The 19,289-nt window shown below is 71.4% G+C and carries 16 protein-coding genes and 1 tRNA gene; 3 read left to right on the plus strand and 14 right to left on the minus strand.

Going from position 1 to position 19,289, the window contains the following annotated elements:
• Positions 1-35: 35 nt before the first annotated feature.
• The 6 genes from SSP08S_RS38835 to SSP08S_RS38860 all read right to left on the minus strand — a co-directional run bounded on the left by SSP08S_RS38835 (position 36) and on the right by SSP08S_RS38860 (position 6,273).
• A complete protein-coding gene (locus SSP08S_RS38835) occupies positions 36-725 on the minus strand; it encodes an alpha/beta fold hydrolase (protein ID WP_019073048.1) in 690 nt (229 codons plus the stop codon).
• An 84-nt stretch (positions 726-809) separates the two neighbouring features.
• Positions 810-1,712, minus strand: coding sequence for an alpha/beta fold hydrolase (locus tag SSP08S_RS38840; protein ID WP_019073049.1), 903 nt, complete (start codon positions 1,710-1,712; stop codon positions 810-812).
• An 85-nt stretch (positions 1,713-1,797) separates the two neighbouring features.
• Positions 1,798-2,766, minus strand: coding sequence for an RNA polymerase sigma factor (locus SSP08S_RS38845; protein ID WP_019073050.1), 969 nt, complete (start codon positions 2,764-2,766; stop codon positions 1,798-1,800).
• A 97-nt stretch (positions 2,767-2,863) separates the two neighbouring features.
• Positions 2,864-4,213: an MATE family efflux transporter gene (locus SSP08S_RS38850; RefSeq protein ID WP_245608039.1), complete on the minus strand. Its 1,350-nt coding sequence runs from the start codon at positions 4,211-4,213 to the stop codon at positions 2,864-2,866.
• A gap of 43 nt (positions 4,214-4,256) precedes the next feature.
• Positions 4,257-5,243 (minus strand): dipeptidase, encoded by a 987-nt coding sequence (locus SSP08S_RS38855; protein ID WP_245608040.1) that lies wholly within the window; start codon positions 5,241-5,243, stop codon positions 4,257-4,259.
• A 25-nt stretch (positions 5,244-5,268) separates the two neighbouring features.
• The gene (locus SSP08S_RS38860; RefSeq protein ID WP_019073053.1) at positions 5,269-6,273 is read right to left on the minus strand and encodes a LacI family DNA-binding transcriptional regulator; all 1,005 of its coding nucleotides are present in this window, start codon (positions 6,271-6,273) and stop codon (positions 5,269-5,271) included.
• Positions 6,274-6,410: 137 nt separating this feature from the next.
• Between SSP08S_RS38860 and SSP08S_RS38865 the strand changes: the two genes are divergently transcribed.
• Positions 6,411-7,565: a Gfo/Idh/MocA family protein gene (locus SSP08S_RS38865; RefSeq protein ID WP_019073054.1), complete on the plus strand. Its 1,155-nt coding sequence runs from the start codon at positions 6,411-6,413 to the stop codon at positions 7,563-7,565.
• A 177-nt stretch (positions 7,566-7,742) separates the two neighbouring features.
• Complete coding sequence (locus SSP08S_RS38870) at positions 7,743-10,052, plus strand: LuxR C-terminal-related transcriptional regulator (protein ID WP_019073055.1); 2,310 nt, start codon at positions 7,743-7,745, stop codon at positions 10,050-10,052.
• Positions 10,053-10,328: 276 nt separating this feature from the next.
• Here SSP08S_RS38870 and SSP08S_RS38875 read toward each other — a convergent pair whose 3' ends face one another.
• The 8 genes from SSP08S_RS38875 to SSP08S_RS38910 form a co-directional block, all read right to left on the minus strand.
• The gene (locus tag SSP08S_RS38875; protein WP_019073056.1) at positions 10,329-11,249 is read right to left on the minus strand and encodes a trypsin-like serine peptidase; all 921 of its coding nucleotides are present in this window, start codon (positions 11,247-11,249) and stop codon (positions 10,329-10,331) included.
• 77 nt (positions 11,250-11,326) lie between these two features.
• Positions 11,327-11,677, minus strand: coding sequence for a hypothetical protein (locus SSP08S_RS38880; RefSeq protein ID WP_174479434.1), 351 nt, complete (start codon positions 11,675-11,677; stop codon positions 11,327-11,329).
• Positions 11,678-11,722: 45 nt separating this feature from the next.
• Positions 11,723-12,433 (minus strand): DUF4232 domain-containing protein, encoded by a 711-nt coding sequence (locus tag SSP08S_RS38885; RefSeq protein WP_019073058.1) that lies wholly within the window; start codon positions 12,431-12,433, stop codon positions 11,723-11,725.
• 238 nt (positions 12,434-12,671) lie between these two features.
• Positions 12,672-13,562, minus strand: a complete 891-nt coding sequence (locus SSP08S_RS38890) for a glycoside hydrolase family 19 protein (RefSeq protein WP_019073059.1) — start codon at positions 13,560-13,562, stop codon at positions 12,672-12,674.
• Positions 13,563-13,790: 228 nt separating this feature from the next.
• Positions 13,791-16,106, minus strand: a complete 2,316-nt coding sequence (locus SSP08S_RS38895; protein WP_019073060.1) for a penicillin acylase family protein — start codon at positions 16,104-16,106, stop codon at positions 13,791-13,793.
• A gap of 246 nt (positions 16,107-16,352) precedes the next feature.
• Positions 16,353-17,372, minus strand: a complete 1,020-nt coding sequence (locus SSP08S_RS38900; RefSeq protein WP_019073061.1) for a DNA-directed RNA polymerase subunit alpha — start codon at positions 17,370-17,372, stop codon at positions 16,353-16,355.
• Between the two features lie 174 nt (positions 17,373-17,546).
• Positions 17,547-17,634 (minus strand) — tRNA-Leu (locus SSP08S_RS38905).
• Positions 17,635-17,791: 157 nt separating this feature from the next.
• A complete protein-coding gene (locus SSP08S_RS38910; RefSeq protein ID WP_019073062.1) occupies positions 17,792-18,256 on the minus strand; it encodes a MarR family winged helix-turn-helix transcriptional regulator in 465 nt (154 codons plus the stop codon).
• Between the two features lie 73 nt (positions 18,257-18,329).
• Here SSP08S_RS38910 and SSP08S_RS56725 point away from each other — a divergent pair, with 73 nt between their 5' ends.
• The gene (locus tag SSP08S_RS56725) at positions 18,330-19,277 is read left to right on the plus strand and encodes an LLM class flavin-dependent oxidoreductase (RefSeq protein ID WP_019073063.1); all 948 of its coding nucleotides are present in this window, start codon (positions 18,330-18,332) and stop codon (positions 19,275-19,277) included.
• Positions 19,278-19,289: the final 12 nt, after the last annotated feature.

The raw sequence follows: 19,289 nt of genomic DNA on the forward strand, positions 1-19,289 counted from the left end.
GGCCGTGGCCCCGGCGACCCGGACGGGAGCCGCGGTCAGCCCCGGTCGGCCGCGGCCTGCTTGATCAGTTCGGCGACCGCCTCCGGCTTGGAGACGTAGATGGCGTGGCTGCCGGCGGCCTCGGTCACGGTGGCGCCGGCCCGCTCGGCCATCTGGTGCTGGATCGGCGGCGGGATCATGTGGTCGTCGGTCGCCACGAGGTACCAGCTGGGCTTGGACCGCCAGGCGGGCTCGGTGATCGTGCCGCCCAGCGCCTCCAGGCCCCACGGCACCTGCGCGTCGGCGAGGAACGCGGCGTCCTCTGCCGGCAGGTCGGCGGCGAAGGACGCGGCGAACTTGTCCCGGTCCAGGAACAGGAAGCCGTCCTGGGGCGGCAGGATCGGCGGGACGGGCGCGCCGGGCGCCGGGTCGGCGACCAGGGTGCCGACCGACTCGTCCTTGTCCGGCGCGAAGGCCGCGATGTAGGCGAGCGCGGCCACCTTGTCGTGGCGGCCGGCCTCGGTGATCACGGCGCCGCCGTAGGAGTGGCCGACGAGCACCGCCGGTCCGTCCAGGGCGTCGAGGGCGCGGTGGGTGACGGCGACGTCGCCCTCGAGGGAGATGGTCGGGTTCTGTACGACGGTGACGCGGTATCCGTCCTGGGTGAGCAGGCGGTGCACGGACTGCCATCCGGAACCGTCGACGAATCCGCCGTGGACGAGAACGATGTTCTTGACGGCGCTCATGCCGTTGCTCCTTGTTTCTCGGGGTGACCCTCCGGACAGCTCCACGCTAGAGCGGGCCGTCCTTCGGGGCTTCGACCAAATGACCTAGTTGCGGGCGGAGGCCTCGACGAACGCCGTCACCGCCTTCGCGAAGGCCTCCGGTTCCTCCATGTGCCCGAAGTGCCCGCTGTTCTCCAGGATCACCAGTTCCGATTCCGGGATCAGCTCGTGGAGTTCCTCGGCCCAGCGCACCCCGCAGATGACGTCGTGGCGGCCGACCAGGACGAGGGTCGGCACGGTGAGCGAGCCGAGCGCGGCACGGTCGTCCACGGCGTCCGGGGTGAGGTCCTCGTCCAGGCCGGAGATGTAGGTGCCGGTCACCGCGGCCCGCGCGGGACCGAACTCCGCCTCCCGGCCCCAGAATTCGGCGAAGTACGCGGGGAAGATCCCGCGGGCGACGGCGGTCATCTGCGCGTCGTCGGAGATGGCGGGGATGCTTTGGAACGCCTCAACCACCTCGGGGAGCCCGGGGTTGTCGGCGTGCCGGGCGGCGAACTCCTGCACCAGCCGCACGGCCTCGGCGCCGTGCTCGGGACCGGTCACCGGCGCGCTCTCGTAGAGGATCACCCCGGCGAGGCGGTCGGGGCGGTGCAGCGCGTGGTACTGGGCGACGAAACCGCCGTGCGAGTGCCCCAGGAGGTGCACCTCGGGGACGCCGAGGTGGTCGATCAGTCCGGTGAGGAAGCGGCTGTAGCGGGCCCGGGTGTAGCCGTGCGGATGGGTGGGCAGCCGGCCCGAGGCGCCGGTGCCGACGGGCTCCGGGTAGACGACCGTGAGGTACTCCTCCAGCGCGGGCATGCGCAGGTACTCCCAGAAGATGCCGGGTCCGCCGGAGTGCGCGACGCACACGGGACCGGTCCCGTGGACGTGGTAGCGCTGTGTGACTCCGTCGATCTCGACGGTGTGCGTTCCGGGGGCGAGCGGATCGGTCGAAGGGGTGGTGCTCATGGGATCTCCTTGTCCGGCACGTGGCGATGGCACGGACAGGACGCGAGAGAAACGGCGAAGTTCGATACGGATCGAGTGATGCCCGTCACACCAGCAGAGAGTGCGGGATCGCCACCGGCCGGGGGTGGACGAGACGCAGCCGGTGTACGCGCCCGGCGGCGTCCAGGTTCATCAGCCAGGCCACGGCGGGCGGGCAGTGCTCGGGGTCGTCGTCGGGGTTGCTGATGTCCATCTCCCAGAGGACCAGCGAGCGGCCGGCCACGGCGTGCGCGAGGTGCTGCCGTACGCCGGCCTCCAGGTCGCACTCCATTCCGCGCACCAACAGGCTTCTGCCGCCCACCGGTTCACCACCGCGGACCAACGCGGCCTCGGGCGACCAGCGTTCGGTGATCAGCTTGCCGAAGTGTCCGCGCTCGGCGGCCTCCAGGGTCTCCCGTGCTTCGACGCGGCTGGCGCGAGTGCGGCGGCCGGCGTCGCCGTGCGGGGCGTCCGCCGTGGCGGCGAGGGCCAGCGCGAGCCTGGCCCGGCCCTGGCTGAGCCGGCTGCGGACGGTGCCGACGGGGACCCCGCAGGCCTCGGCGATCCGCTCGTACGAGGTGACGCCGACGCTGAAGTGCCGTAGTACCAGCGGCAGTCGGAGCGCGGGCGACAGCTGCTCGACGGCCTCCCAGATCCAGTCCCGCATCGTGTGGTGCTCGAGCCACCGTTCCGGGCCGGACTCGGTGGCCGGCACGTGGTGGTCGTCGAGCGGCCGGTGGTCGGGGGTGCCGCGCAGCAGTGAGCGGGCGGTGTTGCGCACGATCATCCGCAGCCACGGTCCCACTGCCTCCGGGTCGCGTACGTCGCCCACTCTCCGCAGCGCGGTCAGCGCCGCTTCCTGTGTCACGTCGTCGACGTCGGGTCCCGGCCCGAGCACGCTCACCGCGACCGCCCGCATCCCGGCCCGGTGCCGTTCCAGCAGCAGTCCGAGGGAGGCGACGTCACCGGCCTGCGCGGCCAGGGTGAGCGCCGCGTCCTCGACGCCCGTGATCCCGCCCGTGCTGCGGCTGCTCATGCTGTTCCTCTTCCGGCGTTCCCGTCGTCCCTACGAACGTAATGGGCGCGCCTTCTGACGTCACATCGCGGGGTGGCCCGCTTGGACCGGTCCATGTTCAGGCCTCGGTCAGGTTCCGGTCGGGCGCCGGTGCGGACGCGGCCACGATCCGGGCGCTGTGCCGCCGGAAGGAGACGAACTTGGTGCCGGCCTGGAGCAGGTTCGCGCAGGCCAGAGCGGTCCAAAGCCCGCGCAGACCGGTGGCGTCGGCGATCGGGACGGCCAGCGCCGCCAGCACGCCGAACCACACCGCCGTGGACACCAGGCTCGGCACGGTGCGCCGCAGCCCGACGAGCCCGAAGCCCGCCACGGCCTGAAGCGCGTCGCCGACCACCACCGCCAGGACCAGCGGCAGCAGCTGTACGACCTGGTCGGCGAGGTCCGGGCTCCTGGTGAACCGGCCGATCACCGGTCCGCGCAGCACGACCAGGGCGGCGCCGAGGACGACGACCGCGCTCAGGGCGACCGCGAACCCGGCATCCACAGCGCGCCGTATACGGGCGAGGTCGCGTTCCTCGGCGTAACCGGCGATCAACGGCACCGTGGCCTGGCCGACCGCCACCGCCGCGGTGAAGACGACGTTCACCAGGGACTCGGCGACGCTGTGCACGGCGGCGCTGTCGGTGCCGATACGGGCGGCGGCGAAGGTCAGCACGCCCAGCACGGAGAACTTCACCAGCACGGTGGCGCCGAGCGGCAGCCCGACCCCGGCCAGTCGCAGCACCTGGCGCGCATCGGGCCGTCCGGGCCGGATCTGGCGGCCGGCGAGCACCGTACGGCGGCGCAGCGCGTACTGGTTGAGACCGGCCGCGACCAGACTGGACGCGAGCATGGCCAGCCCCGCCCCTGTCAGTCCGAGGCTGGGCAGCGGTCCCGGTCCCCCGACCAGCAGCACCGACAGCGTCACGGAGACTGCGGTGCCCACGAGCCCGGACCGCATCACCTGCGCCGAGCGGCCGAGCGCGACCAGGACGGACGAGGCCGAGGAGTTCACGGCGATCAGCAGCACGCTGCCCGCCAACATCCAGGGAAACAGGCCCAGTTGACCGAGGATGCCGTCCGGGACGCCGAATGCCCCGCCGAGCAGCGGCACCGCCGCGACCGCCGCCGCGCAGACCCCGCCCACGGCGAACGCCAGCCACATCCCGGCGCGCACCAGCGGCAACAGCCCCTCCGGGTCGTCCCGGTGCGGCGCGACGAACGGCATCACCCCGCGCAGCGCACCCGCCACGGTGGCGGTGGCCGGGCCGAACACCGCGATCGTCACGGCGAACGCGGCCAGCGACACGGTGGCGTGCCGGCCCAGCAGCGCGGTGTCGACGAGCGAGCCGGCCGAGGAGGCGAGCATGGTCACGTACAGCGGTGCGGCGGCCCGGGCGATGGTCATGAATGCGCTGCGCTCGCTCACGTCCGCCCATCCTGCCATCCAACTGCCGTGCCCCGCAGACCGGTTACGCCTGCCCCCACACCCGCGCCGCCACCCGCCGGAAGTTGCCGCCCAGGATCGCGGCGACGGCGTCCTCGGGATATCCCCGGCCGCGCAGCGCCCCCTCGACGGTCAACAGGCCTTCCGGCGGCATGAACTCGATCGCGCCCCAGCGGGTGTAGCACTCGGGGTACAGCTCCGGGCTCTGTTCGAGCATCGCGTTGAAGTCCCCTTCGTCGAAGGGGTAGTCGGTGGAGACCCCGACGTGGTCCGGCCCGACGAGGTCGACGGCGTGGTCGATGTGCCGTACGAGGGCGTCCACGGAGGCGTCGTGGGGGCCGAGGAAGATACCGACGCCGGTGATGCCGACGACCCCGCCGGTGGCGGCGCACTCCCTGGCCTGCTCGTCGGTGATGTTGCGGGGGTGGTCCCACACCGCGCGCATGCCGGAGTGGCTGTAGACGACGGGGAGTTGGGACACCTCGCACAGGTCGAGGCCGGTACGGGCACCGCAGTGCGAGCCGTCCGCGACCATGCCGACGGCGTTCAACTCCCGTACCAGCGCCCGCCCGTAGCCGGTCAGTCCCTCGTCGACCGCGTCGAGGCAGCCGCCGCCGGCCGCGTTGCGGGTGTTGTAGCTCGGCAGCATGGTGCGCACACCGAGGTCGTAGAAGTGCCGGACCCGGTCCAAGTCCCCTTCCAGCGGCCCGGAGTCCTCCAGGTCGAAGGCGACCGCCACCTGCCTCGCGCGCACGGCGTCGTCGATGTCGCCGACGGTCGCGACCAGCCGCAGCCGGTCGTCCGCGGCGATCCGCTCCCGCCAACTTGCCACCAGACCGGTGACGTCGTCGGCGCCGTGCGGCGCGTAGCCGACGTTCACCGAGACGAAGCTGCCGCCGGGTCTGCGGTAGCGGGCCAACTCGCCGACGTCGGCGTGCCGTTCGAGCGGCAGGCAGCAGTGCTGTTCCCAGAGGAGGGGCGGGCGGGGCGCTTCCGCAGATTCGTTCGACACCGTACGGATCATGCCCGCGTCGGAGCTACTCCGTCGACGGCGGCCCCGTGCTCCCTCGCACCTCGAGCCTCGGCTCCGACAACACCGTCTCCGCCGCCCGCCTCGGGTCCTTCATCCGGTGGACGAGAAGCTGCGCGGCGCGGCGGCCGATGTCATGGCTGCCGTTGTCGACGGTGGTGAGCCAGAGGTGGCGTAGGCGCGCGAGGTACGTGTTGTCGTAACCGACGAGAGACAGGTCCCGAGGCACCTGGAGGCCCAGTTCCTCGGCCGCCGAGAGCGCGCCGACACCCGCGATGTCGTTGAAGGCGAAGACGGCCGTGGGGCGTTGCGGGGCGGTGAGCAGGCGGACCATCGCGCGGTAGCCGCCCTCCTCCGTGTGGTCGCCCTGTTCGACCGTCGCGAGGTCGGTCAGGCCGTGGGCGTGCATGACCTTTTCGAAGGAGGTGCGGCGGAGTTCGCCGGCGACGCCCTGACCGGCGATGTGGGCGATGCGGCGGTGGCCCAGGTCGACGAGGTGCTCGGTGGCCAGGGCTGCGCCGTACGAGTCGTCGCCGGCCACGACGTCGACGTGGGGCAGGACCGGTTCGACGGCGCCCGCGACCACCGTGGGGATGTGGGTCGCGGCGGCGAGGAGTTCGTCGGAGCCGGGGAGGGTGCCCACCGCGACCAGGCCGTCGACGCGGAGTTCCGTGAAGATGCGGGTGAGGTCCTCGCCGAGATGGCGGTTGAGGCGGCCGTCGGCCAGCATCATGTGCAGGCCGTTCTCGTGCAGGCGGGAGCCCAGACCGTCGAGGAGTTCCACGAACCACGGGTTGCGCAGGTCGTTCAGCAGGACGCCGACCGAGCGGGTACGGCGCTCGCTGAGGCTGCGGGCGGCGGCGTTCGGGCGGTAGCCGAGTTCCTCCACGGCGGCCAGCACGGCCTGCCGTTTCTCCGGTCGGACCTGCTCGGAGCCGCGCAGCACCAGGGAGACCAGGGATTTCGACACACCGGCCCGCTCGGCGACATCACGGATGGTCGGAGCGCTCATGGCTGGACCGTTCCATGCGGTCGCGCCCCCTGTCAAAGGCGCGGACACTCGGTGTTGCCATCCACGTATTGACATCAGGACGAACGGGTTCCACTGTGGCGGAGACAGTTTATGGACCGGTCCAAAGAAGGGCAGTCATGGTGACCTCGCTCGGTGTAGCCGTCGTCGGCTTCGGATGGATGGGGCGGGTGCACACCCAGGCGTACGCCCGTGTCCCGCACCACTTTCCGCAGCTGACCGTGCGGCCGCAGCTCGTGTCGGTCGCCGAGGACGTGCCCGGGCGGGCCGAGCAGGCCGCCGAGCAGTTCGGCTTCGCCTCCACCACCCGCGACTGGCGCGAGGTGGTCGCCGACCCGCGCGTGCAGGCGGTGAGCATCACCGCGCCGAACTTCCTGCACCGCGAGATCGGCGTCGCGATGGCCGAGGCCGGCAAGCACATCTGGATCGAGAAGCCGGTGGGCCTGTCGACCGCGGACGCCTCCGCCGTGTCCGACGCCGTCACCAAGGCGGGCGTGCAGGGCGCGGTCGGCTTCAACTACCGCAACGCGCCCGCCGTGGAGGCCGCCCGCGACCTGATCGCCTCCGGCGAGCTGGGCACGGTCACCCACATCCGCGTCCGCCTCTTCAGCGACTACGCGGCCCACCCGGACGGCGCCCTGACCTGGCGCTACGAGCTGGAGCGCGGCGGCCACGGAGTCCTCGGCGACCTGGCCTCGCACGGCGCCGACCTCGCCCGTTACCTCCTCGGCGACATCACCTCCCTCGCCGCCGACACCGCGATCTTCCTCCCGCAGCGGGCCCGCCCGACCGGCGCGACCGCGGGCCACGCGCTGGCCACGGGCGGCGAGTTGGGCCCTGTGGAGAACGAGGACTACGTCAACTGCCTGCTGCGGTTCGCCTCCGGTGCCCGGGGCGTCCTGGAGGCGTGCCGGGTCTCGGTCGGCGAGCAGAACAACTACGGCTTCGAGGTGCACGGCACCAAGGGCGCGGTGTTCTGGGACTTCCGCCGGATGAACGAGCTGGCGGTCAGCCGCGGCACGACGTACCAGGACCAGCCCGTCACCACGGTGTACGTCGGCCCGGGCGACGGCGAGTTTGGAGCGTTCCAACCCGGCGCGGCGAACGCGATGGGCTACGACGACCTCAAGGTGATCGAGGCGTACCGCTTCCTGCGCTCCGTCGCCGAGGGCAAGCCGTACGGCGCCACGCTCCCGGACGCCGTACACAGCGCGGCGGTGCTGGACGCCATGGTGCGCTCCGTCGAGAGCGGCGGCTGGGCGAGCCCGGCATAGGCAGAGGCACCTGGGTGAGCCCGGCGTGAGGGGCGCACACTCCGGCCGACCCGCACGCCCCCGCACTGAGCCACCAGCGCGATCTCGCGTCCACCCGCCGGACTCGACTACCGTTCACGCTCGGGAGTCACTCGCCTACGCTGTGGTGACCGGTTGGCGGACGGGTATGGGGGCGGCATGGGATACGGCTTCGGACAGCGGCGCGGCGGTCAACTCCCCGTCGAGTTGACCAGCTTCGTCGGACGCACCGGCGAACTCGCCGCGCTGCACGCCGAGTTGGCGCGTTCGCGGCTGGTCACGCTGGTCGGTCCGGGCGGTGTCGGCAAGAGCCGTACGGCGCTGCGGGCGGCCCGCGCGGCCACGGACCGGTTCGCCGACGGGGTGCGGCTGGTGGAGCTCTCCGCCCTGCACGACCCGGAGTTGGTGCCGCCGACCCTCGCGGGCGTACTGGAACTGCCCGAGCAGTCCGGCATGACGCCCTTGGACGCGATCGTGGAACACCTGCGCGGGCGACGGATGTTGATCGTCCTCGACACCTGCGAGCACCTGGTCGACGCGTGCGCGATGCTCTGCGACGTCCTGCTGCGCGAGGCTCCCGGGCTGAGCGTGCTCGCGACCAGCAGGCAGCCGCTCGACGTGCCCGGCGAGCGCTGTCTGCCGATCGCCCCGCTGGCCCGCGCCGACGCCGTCGACCTGTTCACCCAGCGCGCCGCCGCGGTGACCGGCGGCCCCGCCCTCGACGACACCGACCGGAAGCACGCCCTCGCGCTCGTCGACCGCCTCGACGGCATCCCCCTCGCACTCGAACTCGCGGCCGTACGGCTGCGGGCCGTACCCCTCTCCGAACTCGTCGCCCGCCTGGACCGCCACTGCGAGGTCCTGACCGGCGGCCGGCGCACCGCCCTGACCCGGCACCAGACCCTGCGCGCGGCCATCGACTGGTCCTACGACCTGTGCACACCCCAGGAGCAACTGCTCTGGGCGCGGCTGTCGGTGTTCGCCGGCTCCTTCGGACTGACCGCCGCCGAGCGGGTGTGCGCGGGCGGCGCGGGCGACCTCGGCGGCGAGGAGGTCGTCGAGGCGCTGATCGGCCTGGTCGACAAGTCGGTCGTCCAGCGCCTCGGCGAGGACGGCGCCCGCTACCGGCTCCTCGACACCATCCGCGAGTACGGCGCCGGGCGGCTCACGGAGACCGAGGACGCGGAGGCCGTACGGCGGCGGCACTTCGCCCACTACGACGAACTCGTCGGCCGTTTCTGGGACGGCCTGGTGGGCCCGGCGCAGGTCGCGCTGCACCACGCGGTGCGCGCGGAGATCGCCGATGTGCGGGCGGCCCTGGAGTACGGCTGCGCCACCGAGGGCCGGGCCGCGGACGCGCTGTGGCTGGCGACCCGGCTCGGGGCGTACTGGCGGGCGGCGGGGACGCTGTCCGAGGGCCGGTACTGGATCGACAAGGGGCTTGGACCGGTCCAGCAGGACTCCCCCGTGCGGGCCTGGGCGCTGTTCATGACCGGCGTGTTCGGGGTGTGGACGGCGGATCTGGAGACGGCGTTGGACCGGTTCCCGCAGGCCCTCGCCATGGCGCGGCGGGTCGGCGAGAGCCGGGTGGAGCTGTTCAGCGAGGGCTACCTGGCCGCCATGACCGTGCTCGGCGGCGCGGTGGAGGAGGGGACCGCGGCGCTCGACGCGGTCCGCGCGCGGATGGTCGCGGTGGACGACGCACTGGGCATCGGCGTCGTCCACTACGAAGGGGCCCTGCTGTACGGGGCGTTGGGCTTCACGGACCGGGCCCTGGAGTGGTGCGAGGCGGGGCTGGCGTATCTGGAGGGCCGGGGCGAACGCCAGTTGTACGGGTCCACGCTCACCGTCCAGGGCGTCATCCTGTGGCTCGTCGGGCGGCCCGAGGAGAGCGCGGCGGCGTTGCGCCGGGGTCTGGAGGCGGCGAGCGAGATCGGCGAGGTCCTCGTCGCGGCGCTCTCGTCCCTGGGGCTCGCCTGGCACGCGGCCGGACAGAAGCGGTACGTCAGGGCCTGCTGGCTGCTGGGCTACGCCGAGCACGCGCGCCGGCTGGGCGGCGACCCGGTCGGCATGCTGCCCCGGCTCCTGGAGGAGCAGGAGGCACAACAGCGGGCGGTGCGCGCGGCACTGGGCGACGAACCCTACGAGCGGTGGCGCGAGGCAGGTGCCCGCATGTCGGGCCGCGAACTCCTGGACGCCGTAAGGGCGGACGCCGACGAACCCCCCGGTGTCCCCGCGGCCCGCCCCGGCACCGCGGACGGCCGCCCGGCCGATCCCCTCACCCGCCGCGAACGCGAGGTCGCCGCGCTGGTGACCCGGGGTCTGTCCAACCGGGAGATCGCCGAACGCCTGGTCATCTCCAAACGCACCGTGGACGCCCATGTGGAGCACATCCTCGCCAAGCTGGGGATCACCTCCCGTACCGAGATCCTGGCCCCGGCACAGGCGGAGGGCACCTCGACGGCGTAGGTATCCCGGCGCCTCCGGGGGTCTTGGCATACCTAGGTATCCCCGGCGAAGCCCCTGCCCGCGACTGGGTGCACCGATCTCCCGGGGTTCGCACCCCCCCGCACCCGCCCGAGCCCGCAGGCTGGTCGCACCGCCAGGGGAACGGAACGTCGCGGGCGCCGGCAGTGTTGGTCAACCCCACGGCTGTCATGGCAAGGCGCCCGCCACCGCACCTCCCCTGGCGGTACTCACATGGGGCTGCCCCTGTCGGCGGGGGCAGCCCTCGGACACCGCCGGTCAGCCGCGCCCGGCCCGCTCGTACATCGTCCTGGCGGTGGCGCCCAGGATCTCGCCGTACATCTTGGTCGGTGTGAAGCCGTCCAGCGCGCTGTTGACCGAGACGAGGGTGCCCTTCCCGGTGGCCTCGTCGAACCCGGCCAGCCACGGGCCGCCGCTGGAGCCGCCGGTCATGTCGCAGGGGATCACCTGCTGGCCGTTCTCCTTCTTCTCCGTACCGACGCAGCGCAGGAGTTCCTCGCCGAGCTGCGGACGGGTGGCCGGGTAGCCGAAGGAGGAGATCTTCCCGCCGACCGTGCGGTTGAAGGCGACAGGGGTACCGCCCACGACGTCCGTGAGCCTACGACCGTCCTTGCCCGCGTCGACGACCATCGCGGCCACGTCGTTCGTGCCCTCCTCGCCGAAGGTCCGCGGTGTCAGGACGGTACGGACCGCGAAGGCGCCGTACGGCTGTCTGCCCTTGCTGTAGGCCGGGACGAACACCATCGCCATGTTGGTGTTGTCGGGCGAGGCGGAGCGCCGGACGCAGTGCCCCGCGGTCATCACGACGGACCGGTTGGCGCTCGTCACGGCGGTGGCCGTGCACCAGGTGTCGGCCCCTCCGGTGTTGACCATGAACAGCCGCCCCACGGTCTTCAGCTGTGGACCGGTCCACAGCTTGGTCTTCGGCCCGGTCGGCCCGAGGTCCACGGACTTTCCTACGGCCTTGATCCGGGCCGGCGTCCAGTAGGCGAGGGCGTCCTTGCGTTCCTGGGCGGTGAACCCGAAGGAGGACACCGGGTCGGGTGCGGCGGCACGAACCGCACCGGACACGGCCGTGGCCGAGACCGGCACGGCGAGCGCGAGGGCCGCGCCGGCGGCGGTGAGCGCCGTGGCCCGGCGGACCGGACGCCGGTTGCCGGAAAGGGAGTTGTCGAACATGGGGGGGGATGTCTCCTCGACCGATTCGGGTGGTTCAGGTGATGCACATGGTTCGGGTGGTACGCATGGCCGCTGGTTCACGCGGCCGGAGCGGCAGCCGTCTCCCGGAGGAACGCCAGGAACTCGCCCACGGTGCTGCCCCAGAGCCGGCGTTCCACCAACGCGGTGTGCCGGCGCGCCAGTTCGCGGTCCTCGCCGTAGGCGAAGCTCGCGACCGGCGGGCCCTGGTGCACCCGGATGTCGATGCCGATCGGCTGCACCTCGTCGGCGGAGTGCAGGCCGACCGCGATGCCGATGATCTCCCAGGCGAGCAGGCCCGCTCTCTTGAACGCGCCGTCGGACGAGGTGCACCACACCACCTCGAAGTACTCGTGAGCGGGCGCCCTTGGATCGAGCCGCCGAGCCACGTCGTTCGCTGTACTGGACACACCTCGTCCTTTCTGTGCGGCAGGGAACTTCGCTGCGAGGACTGGCTAGTTGAGGGCGTCCTGGGGGTCGGCCAGCCAGTAGGTGGTGGTCAGGGAGCTGTCGATCCAGACGCCCTTGGCGGGCAGCGCGACCTTGACGCCCGAGCCGACGAAGTCGAGCGCACGGTTCTGGAAGATCACCTTGAGCGTCTTCGCGGTGTAGCCGCCGGAGCCGCTGCCGTCGGCGGCGGAGAGGAGGACGCCCGCGTAGCCCGACTGTCCCGGGCGGAGCGTGGTGACCGCCTGCGGCTGCGTGTCCTCGTCGACCGGGGGCACGGCCTGGGCGTCCTGGAAGTTCAGGGCCGGATAGCCGTACAGGTAGCAGGTCTTGGAGCCGGTGTTCTTGACGGCCAGCAGCAGGTGGTTGAGCGGACGCGTCACGGTCTGCGCGGTGACCTTGGTGTTGGCGACGGTGCAGGTGACGGTGCCCGAAGAGCCCTTGGACCCGGTGGATCCCTTGGCGGCCGTGCTGCTGCGGCCCGACTTCGAGACCGTCACGGCCGAGTCCGTGCCGGAGGCCGCGGCTTCGGAGCCCGCGTCGGTCTTGGTGCTCCCGGTGCTCCCGATGGTGGTCGAGGAGCTGTCGGCGACGGCGGTCGGGGTGCTCTTGGCCCCCGCGTCCTGGCCGGTCCCGCAGGCGGTCAGTGCGAGTGAGGCGGCCGCGGCGAAGCCGGCGGTGAGGAGTGCCGTGCGGCGGCGGAAGACGGTGTTGGACATGATCGGGCTCCCCCTGAGTGCGGTGCTGGAAGGCGAGCCACCCGGTTCGTGGTGGGTCTCGCTGCGAACAACCGCAGCTTGCGCGGCGATCCGTCCCAGCCGCCAGGACAGTCGGGGGAAACGGGAAGCTGGAACGCTCGCGCAGGGTTTGACCTGCGGGAACGCACCCTTCCTGGAACGCGAGGACGGGACGGGCACCGGCCGTTGGAACGGTCCGATCGGTGCCCGTGCCGCACGCTCAGCAGTAGAGGTTGCTGCCGGGGCTGACTCCGAGGATGGAGGTGAAGCGGTTGTAGGCGTCGACGCGGCTCTGCACCTGGGCGGGGTTCTTGCCGTCGCACTCCACCGAGCCGTTGATGGAGCGGATGGTCTGCCCGAAACCGGCGCCGTTGACGATCGCGTTGTGCGGGGTCATGGAGCCGGGGCCGCTCTGGGTGTTCCAGTACCAGAGCGCGGTCTTCCAGGCGACGGCCGAGTCGTTCTGCACCAGCCAGGGGTTGTTGAGGAGGTCGATGCCCAACGCGTCCCCGGCGGCCTTGTAGTTGAAGTTCCAGCTGAGCTGCAGTGGACCGCGCCCGTAGTAGGCGGACTGGCCGGCCGGGCAGCCGTAGGGCTCGTTCCAGTTGCAGTACGTCGGGTAGTTGGCGGTGTTCTGCTCGACGATGTACACCAACCCGCCCGTCTCGTGGCTGACGTTGGCGAGGAAGGCGGCGGCCTCCTGCTTCTTCGTGGTGTCGCTGCCGGTGTTGGCGAAGCCCGGGTAGGCGCTGAGGGCGGCGGTGAGACCGCTGTACGTGTAGAACGAGTTCCGGCTCGGGAACATCTGGTTGAACTGCGCCTCGCTGACGACGAAGGTGCCGACGGGCGTGGTCGAGCCGCCGTCGCAGGCGTACGGCTCCCAGAACCAGGTGCTGATGACCGGGTCGTAGCCCGGGTTGTCGTGTTCGGCGATGTACGCCTTGCCGTCGGTGTAGCGGACGATCTGGCCGGTGACGTACGACTGGCCGGCCACCCAGTTGGGATAGCTGGAACAGGACGCGGCGGACGCGCCGGCGGCGGGGAGGACCACGGGCGTAAGGCTACCGAGGACGAGTGCGGTCAGTACTGCGGCGATGCGGCGTCTCGACACAGGGTTCAACTCCTCTGTGGAGCACGGCCGTACCCCGCCAAGGGCAGGGCGAAGCGGAGCCTTTGTGCGCACGGGCCGGTCGGACCGGTCACGACGTGGGGGGCGGCCGTGGTGGGGGATGACGCCACTCACTGAACCGCATTGGTATGTACCAGTCAAGGGTATAGACCAGTCAACCCCGCATCGGGGCCGTCGAGTTGCGGCCGGCCCGTGCAGCTCAGACCCACCTCACCTGCGCAGAGTCGTCACCTCCAGCCCCGGGGCGGCGGCGATCTCCGCCGCGGTGAAGCGTTCGGTGACCCACTGCTTGCGCGAGAACAGCCGGGTCTGGTCCGAGAAGTGGGGCGACGCCGGGTTGGCGGACTCCCCGTAGGTGAGGAGGGTGTGGGCGCGCGGCCCGTCGGGGGTCAGCTCGACGGTCATCAGGAAGCTGCTGCCGAAGGCGCCGCCGGTCGGGGTGCCGGTGCCCGAGTCGGGCCCCGCCTCCACGACGTCGAAACAGCCAGCGTCACAGCCGGGCAGCGGGATACCGGCCCACTTCTGTACGGCGCCGAGTTCGACGTCGACCGGGAGGTCGCGGGCGGCGAACTCCTGGACGGCGTCGGCCAGGGCGCGTTGGACGCGCGGGTCGTCGCCGTTGAATCCCCTTGGTGTGGTGAGGGGTTGGGCGGGGTCGTAGGGAACGCGGCGCCAGGTGTCGGGCGGGCCGCCGTCGAGGAGGCGGTTGTAGAACGTGCTCCAGAGCGCGATGCCCCGGCTGGTGGTGTCGGCGCGGGTGTCCCAGCGGGCGAGGGTCGCGCACGCCTGCGTCACGTCGACCTGTGTACCGTCCGTGGCCGTCAGGCTCGGGTGGGCGCGGCACATGGCGACGATGTCGTCGCGGCCCGTCTCGGCCGACCGGACACGGTTGCCGAGCATCGAGGCGCGCAGGGTCGCCCCGGTGAAGCCGGGAGCGCCCAACCCGTCCGTTCCGTCCCGGCGTTGGGCGATCATGCTCAGTCCCAATTGGGCCCGCCCGTCGAGATGGGGATCGGTGTCGTACACGCCCGGGAGGTCGGTGATCGGCGCCTCCGGATTGGTGTACTGGGGGCCGTTGTTGGAGTTGGCGACATAGTCGGTACGTGCCAACTTCGGCTGGTGGGCGGGGCCGTAGAGGCCGGGCACGAGCGCGTCGGGGTCGCTGCCCCAGGCGCAGGCCGACGTGGAACCGTCCAGGGCGTCGGGCGCGCCTTCGGCCGTGACGGTGCAGCGCTTCAACTGCCCGTCGGTGAGGTGCGGTACGGCCGAGGAGTCGGTGAAGTACGTGGCGCCGCTGGTGTCGGCCGCGAGGGTGTAGGTCCAGGGGACGCCCTGGAACGTGTCCTGGGCGGCGCGGAGTTGACCGAGAGTGCGTGCCTTCCCCATGGCCAGCCAGGTGTTCATGGAGCGCAGGTTGTCGGCGTTGGCGTCGCGGAGCGCGTAGGCGGTGGTCGTGGTCCAGCCGGACGACAGGACGGGGCCGAACCGCGAGGTGTACAGGGTCCGTTCGACGGTCGACAGGCCGCCGTCCGCGCCGCGTACGGTGACCGGGACCGTACGGCGTTGCATCGGCACGGCCTTGCCGTCGAGCAGATAGCTGGTCGGGTCGCCGGGCACCAGCTTGAGGGCGTAGAAGGAGCCGTGCTGGGCGTCGCTCGCGGTGTGCGTCCAGGCGAGGGTGCGGTTGTGGCCGATCTCGACCAGCGGGGTGCCGTAGAGGCCGGCGCCGGACACGTCCAGGGTGCCGGGGATCGTCAACTGCACTTGGTAGAAGCGGAAGTTGCCCTCGGCCCAGGGCAGGTGCGGGTTGGCGAGCACCATCGCGTTGCCGGTGCGGGTGGCGTCCCGGCCGAGCGCCCAGCCGTTGCTGCCGACGTCGGAGGAGGCGAGGCCGAGACCGACGAGGCCGTTGCGGGAGGGGGTTGTTGTGACCGTCGAGGGGGCGGAGTCGGTCGGGGGCTTTGCGTCGCCGATGTCCGGGGCCAACGGCACTGTCCCGGTCACCCTGTTGACGTCGTAGACGACGTTCCACAGGTCGAGCGCGGTGATCGGCCGTACCCAGGGCTTGCCCTTGCAGCGCGCGTCCGGCAACCGGTCCACTCCCGTGTCCCGGAGGTAGCGGTTGTATCCGGCGGCGTATCCCTCGACCATCCGCCGCAGTTCCGTCGTCGGCCCCAACGGCGCCTTCTTGTCGAGCAGTTGGCGCACGGTCCCGGCGCGCAGCTGTCCGCCGTAGTAGGTGTCGCTCGCGAGGTTGGCGCCCGTACCGGAGTCTCCGTCGGGCCCGAAGAACCGGGACCGCTCGCCCCGCAACGTCACTACCTGGTCGGCGAGTTCGCACACGTTGTCCTGTGCGAACGCGTAGCCGTAGCCGTAGCCGAGTCCGTCGAAGTCCTGGGCCAGGATGTGCGGTACGCCGTACTCGGTCCGGCTGATCCGTACGGTGTGTCCGCCGTCGGCCACCGTCGTGGCGGCGGACGCGGGGGCGGGCAGCAGGGCCATGGTGGCCGAGGTGAGACAGAGCACGGCCCCGAGGACCGCCGATCTGCCTGATAACAAACGTCTGTGACGCTTCGTCGGTTCTCCGGTTTCACGCATGCCCGCCACCCTGCTGTGCGAACGGCGGGGCGGCATCCCGCCCCTGGCGGATTTCCGGGCCGGTCCCTCAGCCTCGGGATGTAGACCCTGAGGCTTGGCACAGCACGGCGCCCTGGTCGGGCTGCTGCTCGACCAGGGCGCCGGGACTTACCGCTTGCACCGTTCCAGTACTGCCTAGTACTGCTCGGTCTCCACGAACCGCGTGTCCGCGTCGTTGGTGGCGAAGGTGTCGACCGCGGCGGTCGGGTCGAATCCGGGCGGGCTGTCCTTCAGGCCCAGACCCAGGCCGGCCAGCTTCGCCTTGACCTCGTCGATGGACTTCGCGCCGAAGTTGCGGATGTCCATCAGGTCGGCCTCGGAACGAGCCAGCAGCTCGCCCACGGAGTGGACGCCCTCGCGCTTGAGGCAGTTGTAGGAGCGGACGGTGAGCTCCAGCTCCTCGATCGGCAGCGCCAGGTCGGCGGCCAGGGCGGCGTCCGTGGGGGACGGGCCCATGTCGATGCCCTCGGCGTCGATGTTCAGCTCGCGGGCGAGACCGAACAGCTCCACCAGGGTCTTGCCCGCGGAGGCCATGGCGTCACGGGGACGCATCGCCTGCTTGGTCTCGACGTCGACGATCAGCTTGTCGAAGTCGGTGCGCTGCTCGACACGCGTCGCCTCGACCTTGTACGTGACCTTCAGCACGGGGCTGTAGATGGAGTCGACCGGGATCCGGCCGATCTCCTGGCCGACCTGCTTGTTCTGCACGGCGGAGACGTAGCCGCGACCGCGCTCGACGGTCAGCTCCATCTCCAGCTTGCCCTTGCCGTTCAGCGTGGCGAGGACGAGGTCGGGGTTGTGCACCTCGACACCGGCCGGGGGCGCGATGTCGGCGGCGGTGACCAGACCCGGACCCTGCTTGCGCAGGTACATCACCACGGGCTCGTCCTGCTCGCTGCTGACGACGAGCTGCTTGATGTTGAGGATCAGGTCGGTGACGTCCTCCTTGACGCCCGGCACGGTGGTGAACTCGTGCAGGACACCGTCGATGCGGATGGACGTGACCGCCGCACCCGGGATCGAGGAGAGGAGCGTACGGCGGAGGGAGTTGCCGAGGGTGTAGCCGAAGCCCGGCTCCAGCGGCTCGATCACGAACCGGGAACGGAACTCGTCGACGACCTCTTCGGTCAGGGACGGACGCTGAGCAATGAGCACGGGGTGTTGCCTCCATTTTCGGCGCCCACTATTTGACGCCGTAGACCTCAAGAAGGATACGTCGACATCGCTGCAAACCTCGCCGGGCCTGCCCGGTAGGTGAGATGTCGTCTGCGGGCCAACCGCACGACGGCCCTGGCAAGCAGAAAACCCCACGTGAAGTGGGGTCTCAGCTGGTGTCCGAGGGGGGACTTGAACCCCCACGCCCGATAAAGGGCACTAGCACCTCAAGCTAGCGCGTCTGCCATTCCGCCACCCGGACGAGGTGTCTGCCGCCTGGCCGAAGGTGTTCCCCGCGGCGACATGGACAACAATACCAAGCTTTCGGAGTGCCTTTCACCTGCATATCCGCCCCCGCGCAACCAGCCGTGCCAGGCCTGCCACCTGCGGGTACTCCACCACCACGGGTGAACGGACCGCTACGGACGCGCGCCGGATTCCGGCTCCCGCCCGTCGAGCACCAGGGTCTGCAGCGCACGCACGAGCGAGGCGGCCCCCGCCTCGTCCAGCGGTGCCAGAAATCGCCGTTCCGCCGCTCGGCGTGCCGTCTCCGCCCGGCGCAGGCAGTCCTGCCCCTCGGGCGTCAGTTCGACGATGTTCTTGCGGCGGTCCTGCGGGCTGCGCCGCCGCGCGACCAGGCCGTGGTCCTCCAGGCCGTCGATCAGCGACACCATCGTGGTGCGGTCGACACCGAGCCGCCCGGCGGCCTCGACCTGCGACAACGGCTCCCCCGCGGCGAGCACCACCAGTACGGCCAGCTCGTGACCGTCGACGCCGTGCGGGGCGAGCGCCTCGGCCGACGCCCTGGCCAGCTTCGCCTGGGCGTGCTTGAGGAGGTAGCCGAGCCGGGACTCCAGGGGGCTGGGCGACTGATCGTTGGACATTCCGCGACTGTATCCCGACATGAATCCCTCATCTGATCGTCAGCACTACTGATGATTGAGTAGGCTGACGGCCATGACGGACGAGACCACTGTGCGCTTCGGGATCAAGACCACTCCCATGCATGTGTCGTACGAGGACATCCGGCGGGTGTGGCTGGAGGCTGACGCCGTTCCGGAGATCGCGGACGCCTGGCTGTGGGACCACCTGCTGCCGGTCGCGGGGCCCCAGGACGGACAGCTACACGAAGGGTGGACGCTGCTCAGCGCGCTCGCCGCCCGGACTCGGCGGCTGCGGCTCGGCCTCCTCGTCACCAGCAACCGCCTCCGGCCACCGGCCCTGCTCGGCAAGATGGCGTCCACCGTGGACGTGATCTCGGGCGGGCGCCTCGTGCTCGGGCTGGGCGTCGGCGGAACGCTTCAGCCGCCCGGCGCCGGGGGGATCCCGGGCGCCAATCCGGCGATCGCGGAGTACGCGGCCTACGGCCTCTCGCTCGTCCCGCCGGGTGAGGGCATCGAGCGGCTCGCGGAGACCGTCGCGATCCTGAAGGGGATGTGGACCCGGGACGTCTTCGACTTCGAGGGCCGCCACTACCGCCTCCGGGGTACGCGCTGCGAGCCCAAGCCCGTGCAGCGGCCCGGTCCCCCGCTGCTGATCGGCGGCTGGGGCACGCGGCTGCTGCGGCTGGTCGCCGAGCACGCGGACATGTGGAACGTTCCAGGGCCGCCGCACAACACGGTCGAGTACATCGCCGAGCGTGCCCGCGTCCTCGACGCGCACTGCGCCGAGCTGGGCCGCGACCCGGCCGGCATCACGCGTTCGGTGCAGGTCCTGGTGTCGTACGACGAGCCGGCCACGACCCGCGAGACGGTCGCCCGGCTCGTCGACGCCGGGATGAACCACATCGTGCTGAACCTGCCGCGCCCGTATCCGCGCGGCGTGGCCCGCTGGCTGGCCGACGAGATCATCGCCGGGCGGCACTCGACGGACGCGAGTGCCGCCCGGCCGGGGATCACCGCGTGAGCCGACGGAGGC

Origin of the sequence: Streptomyces hokutonensis (assembly GCF_000376565.1) — a bacterium.
GTDB classification, from domain to species: Bacteria; Actinomycetota; Actinomycetes; order Streptomycetales; family Streptomycetaceae; genus Streptomyces; species Streptomyces hokutonensis.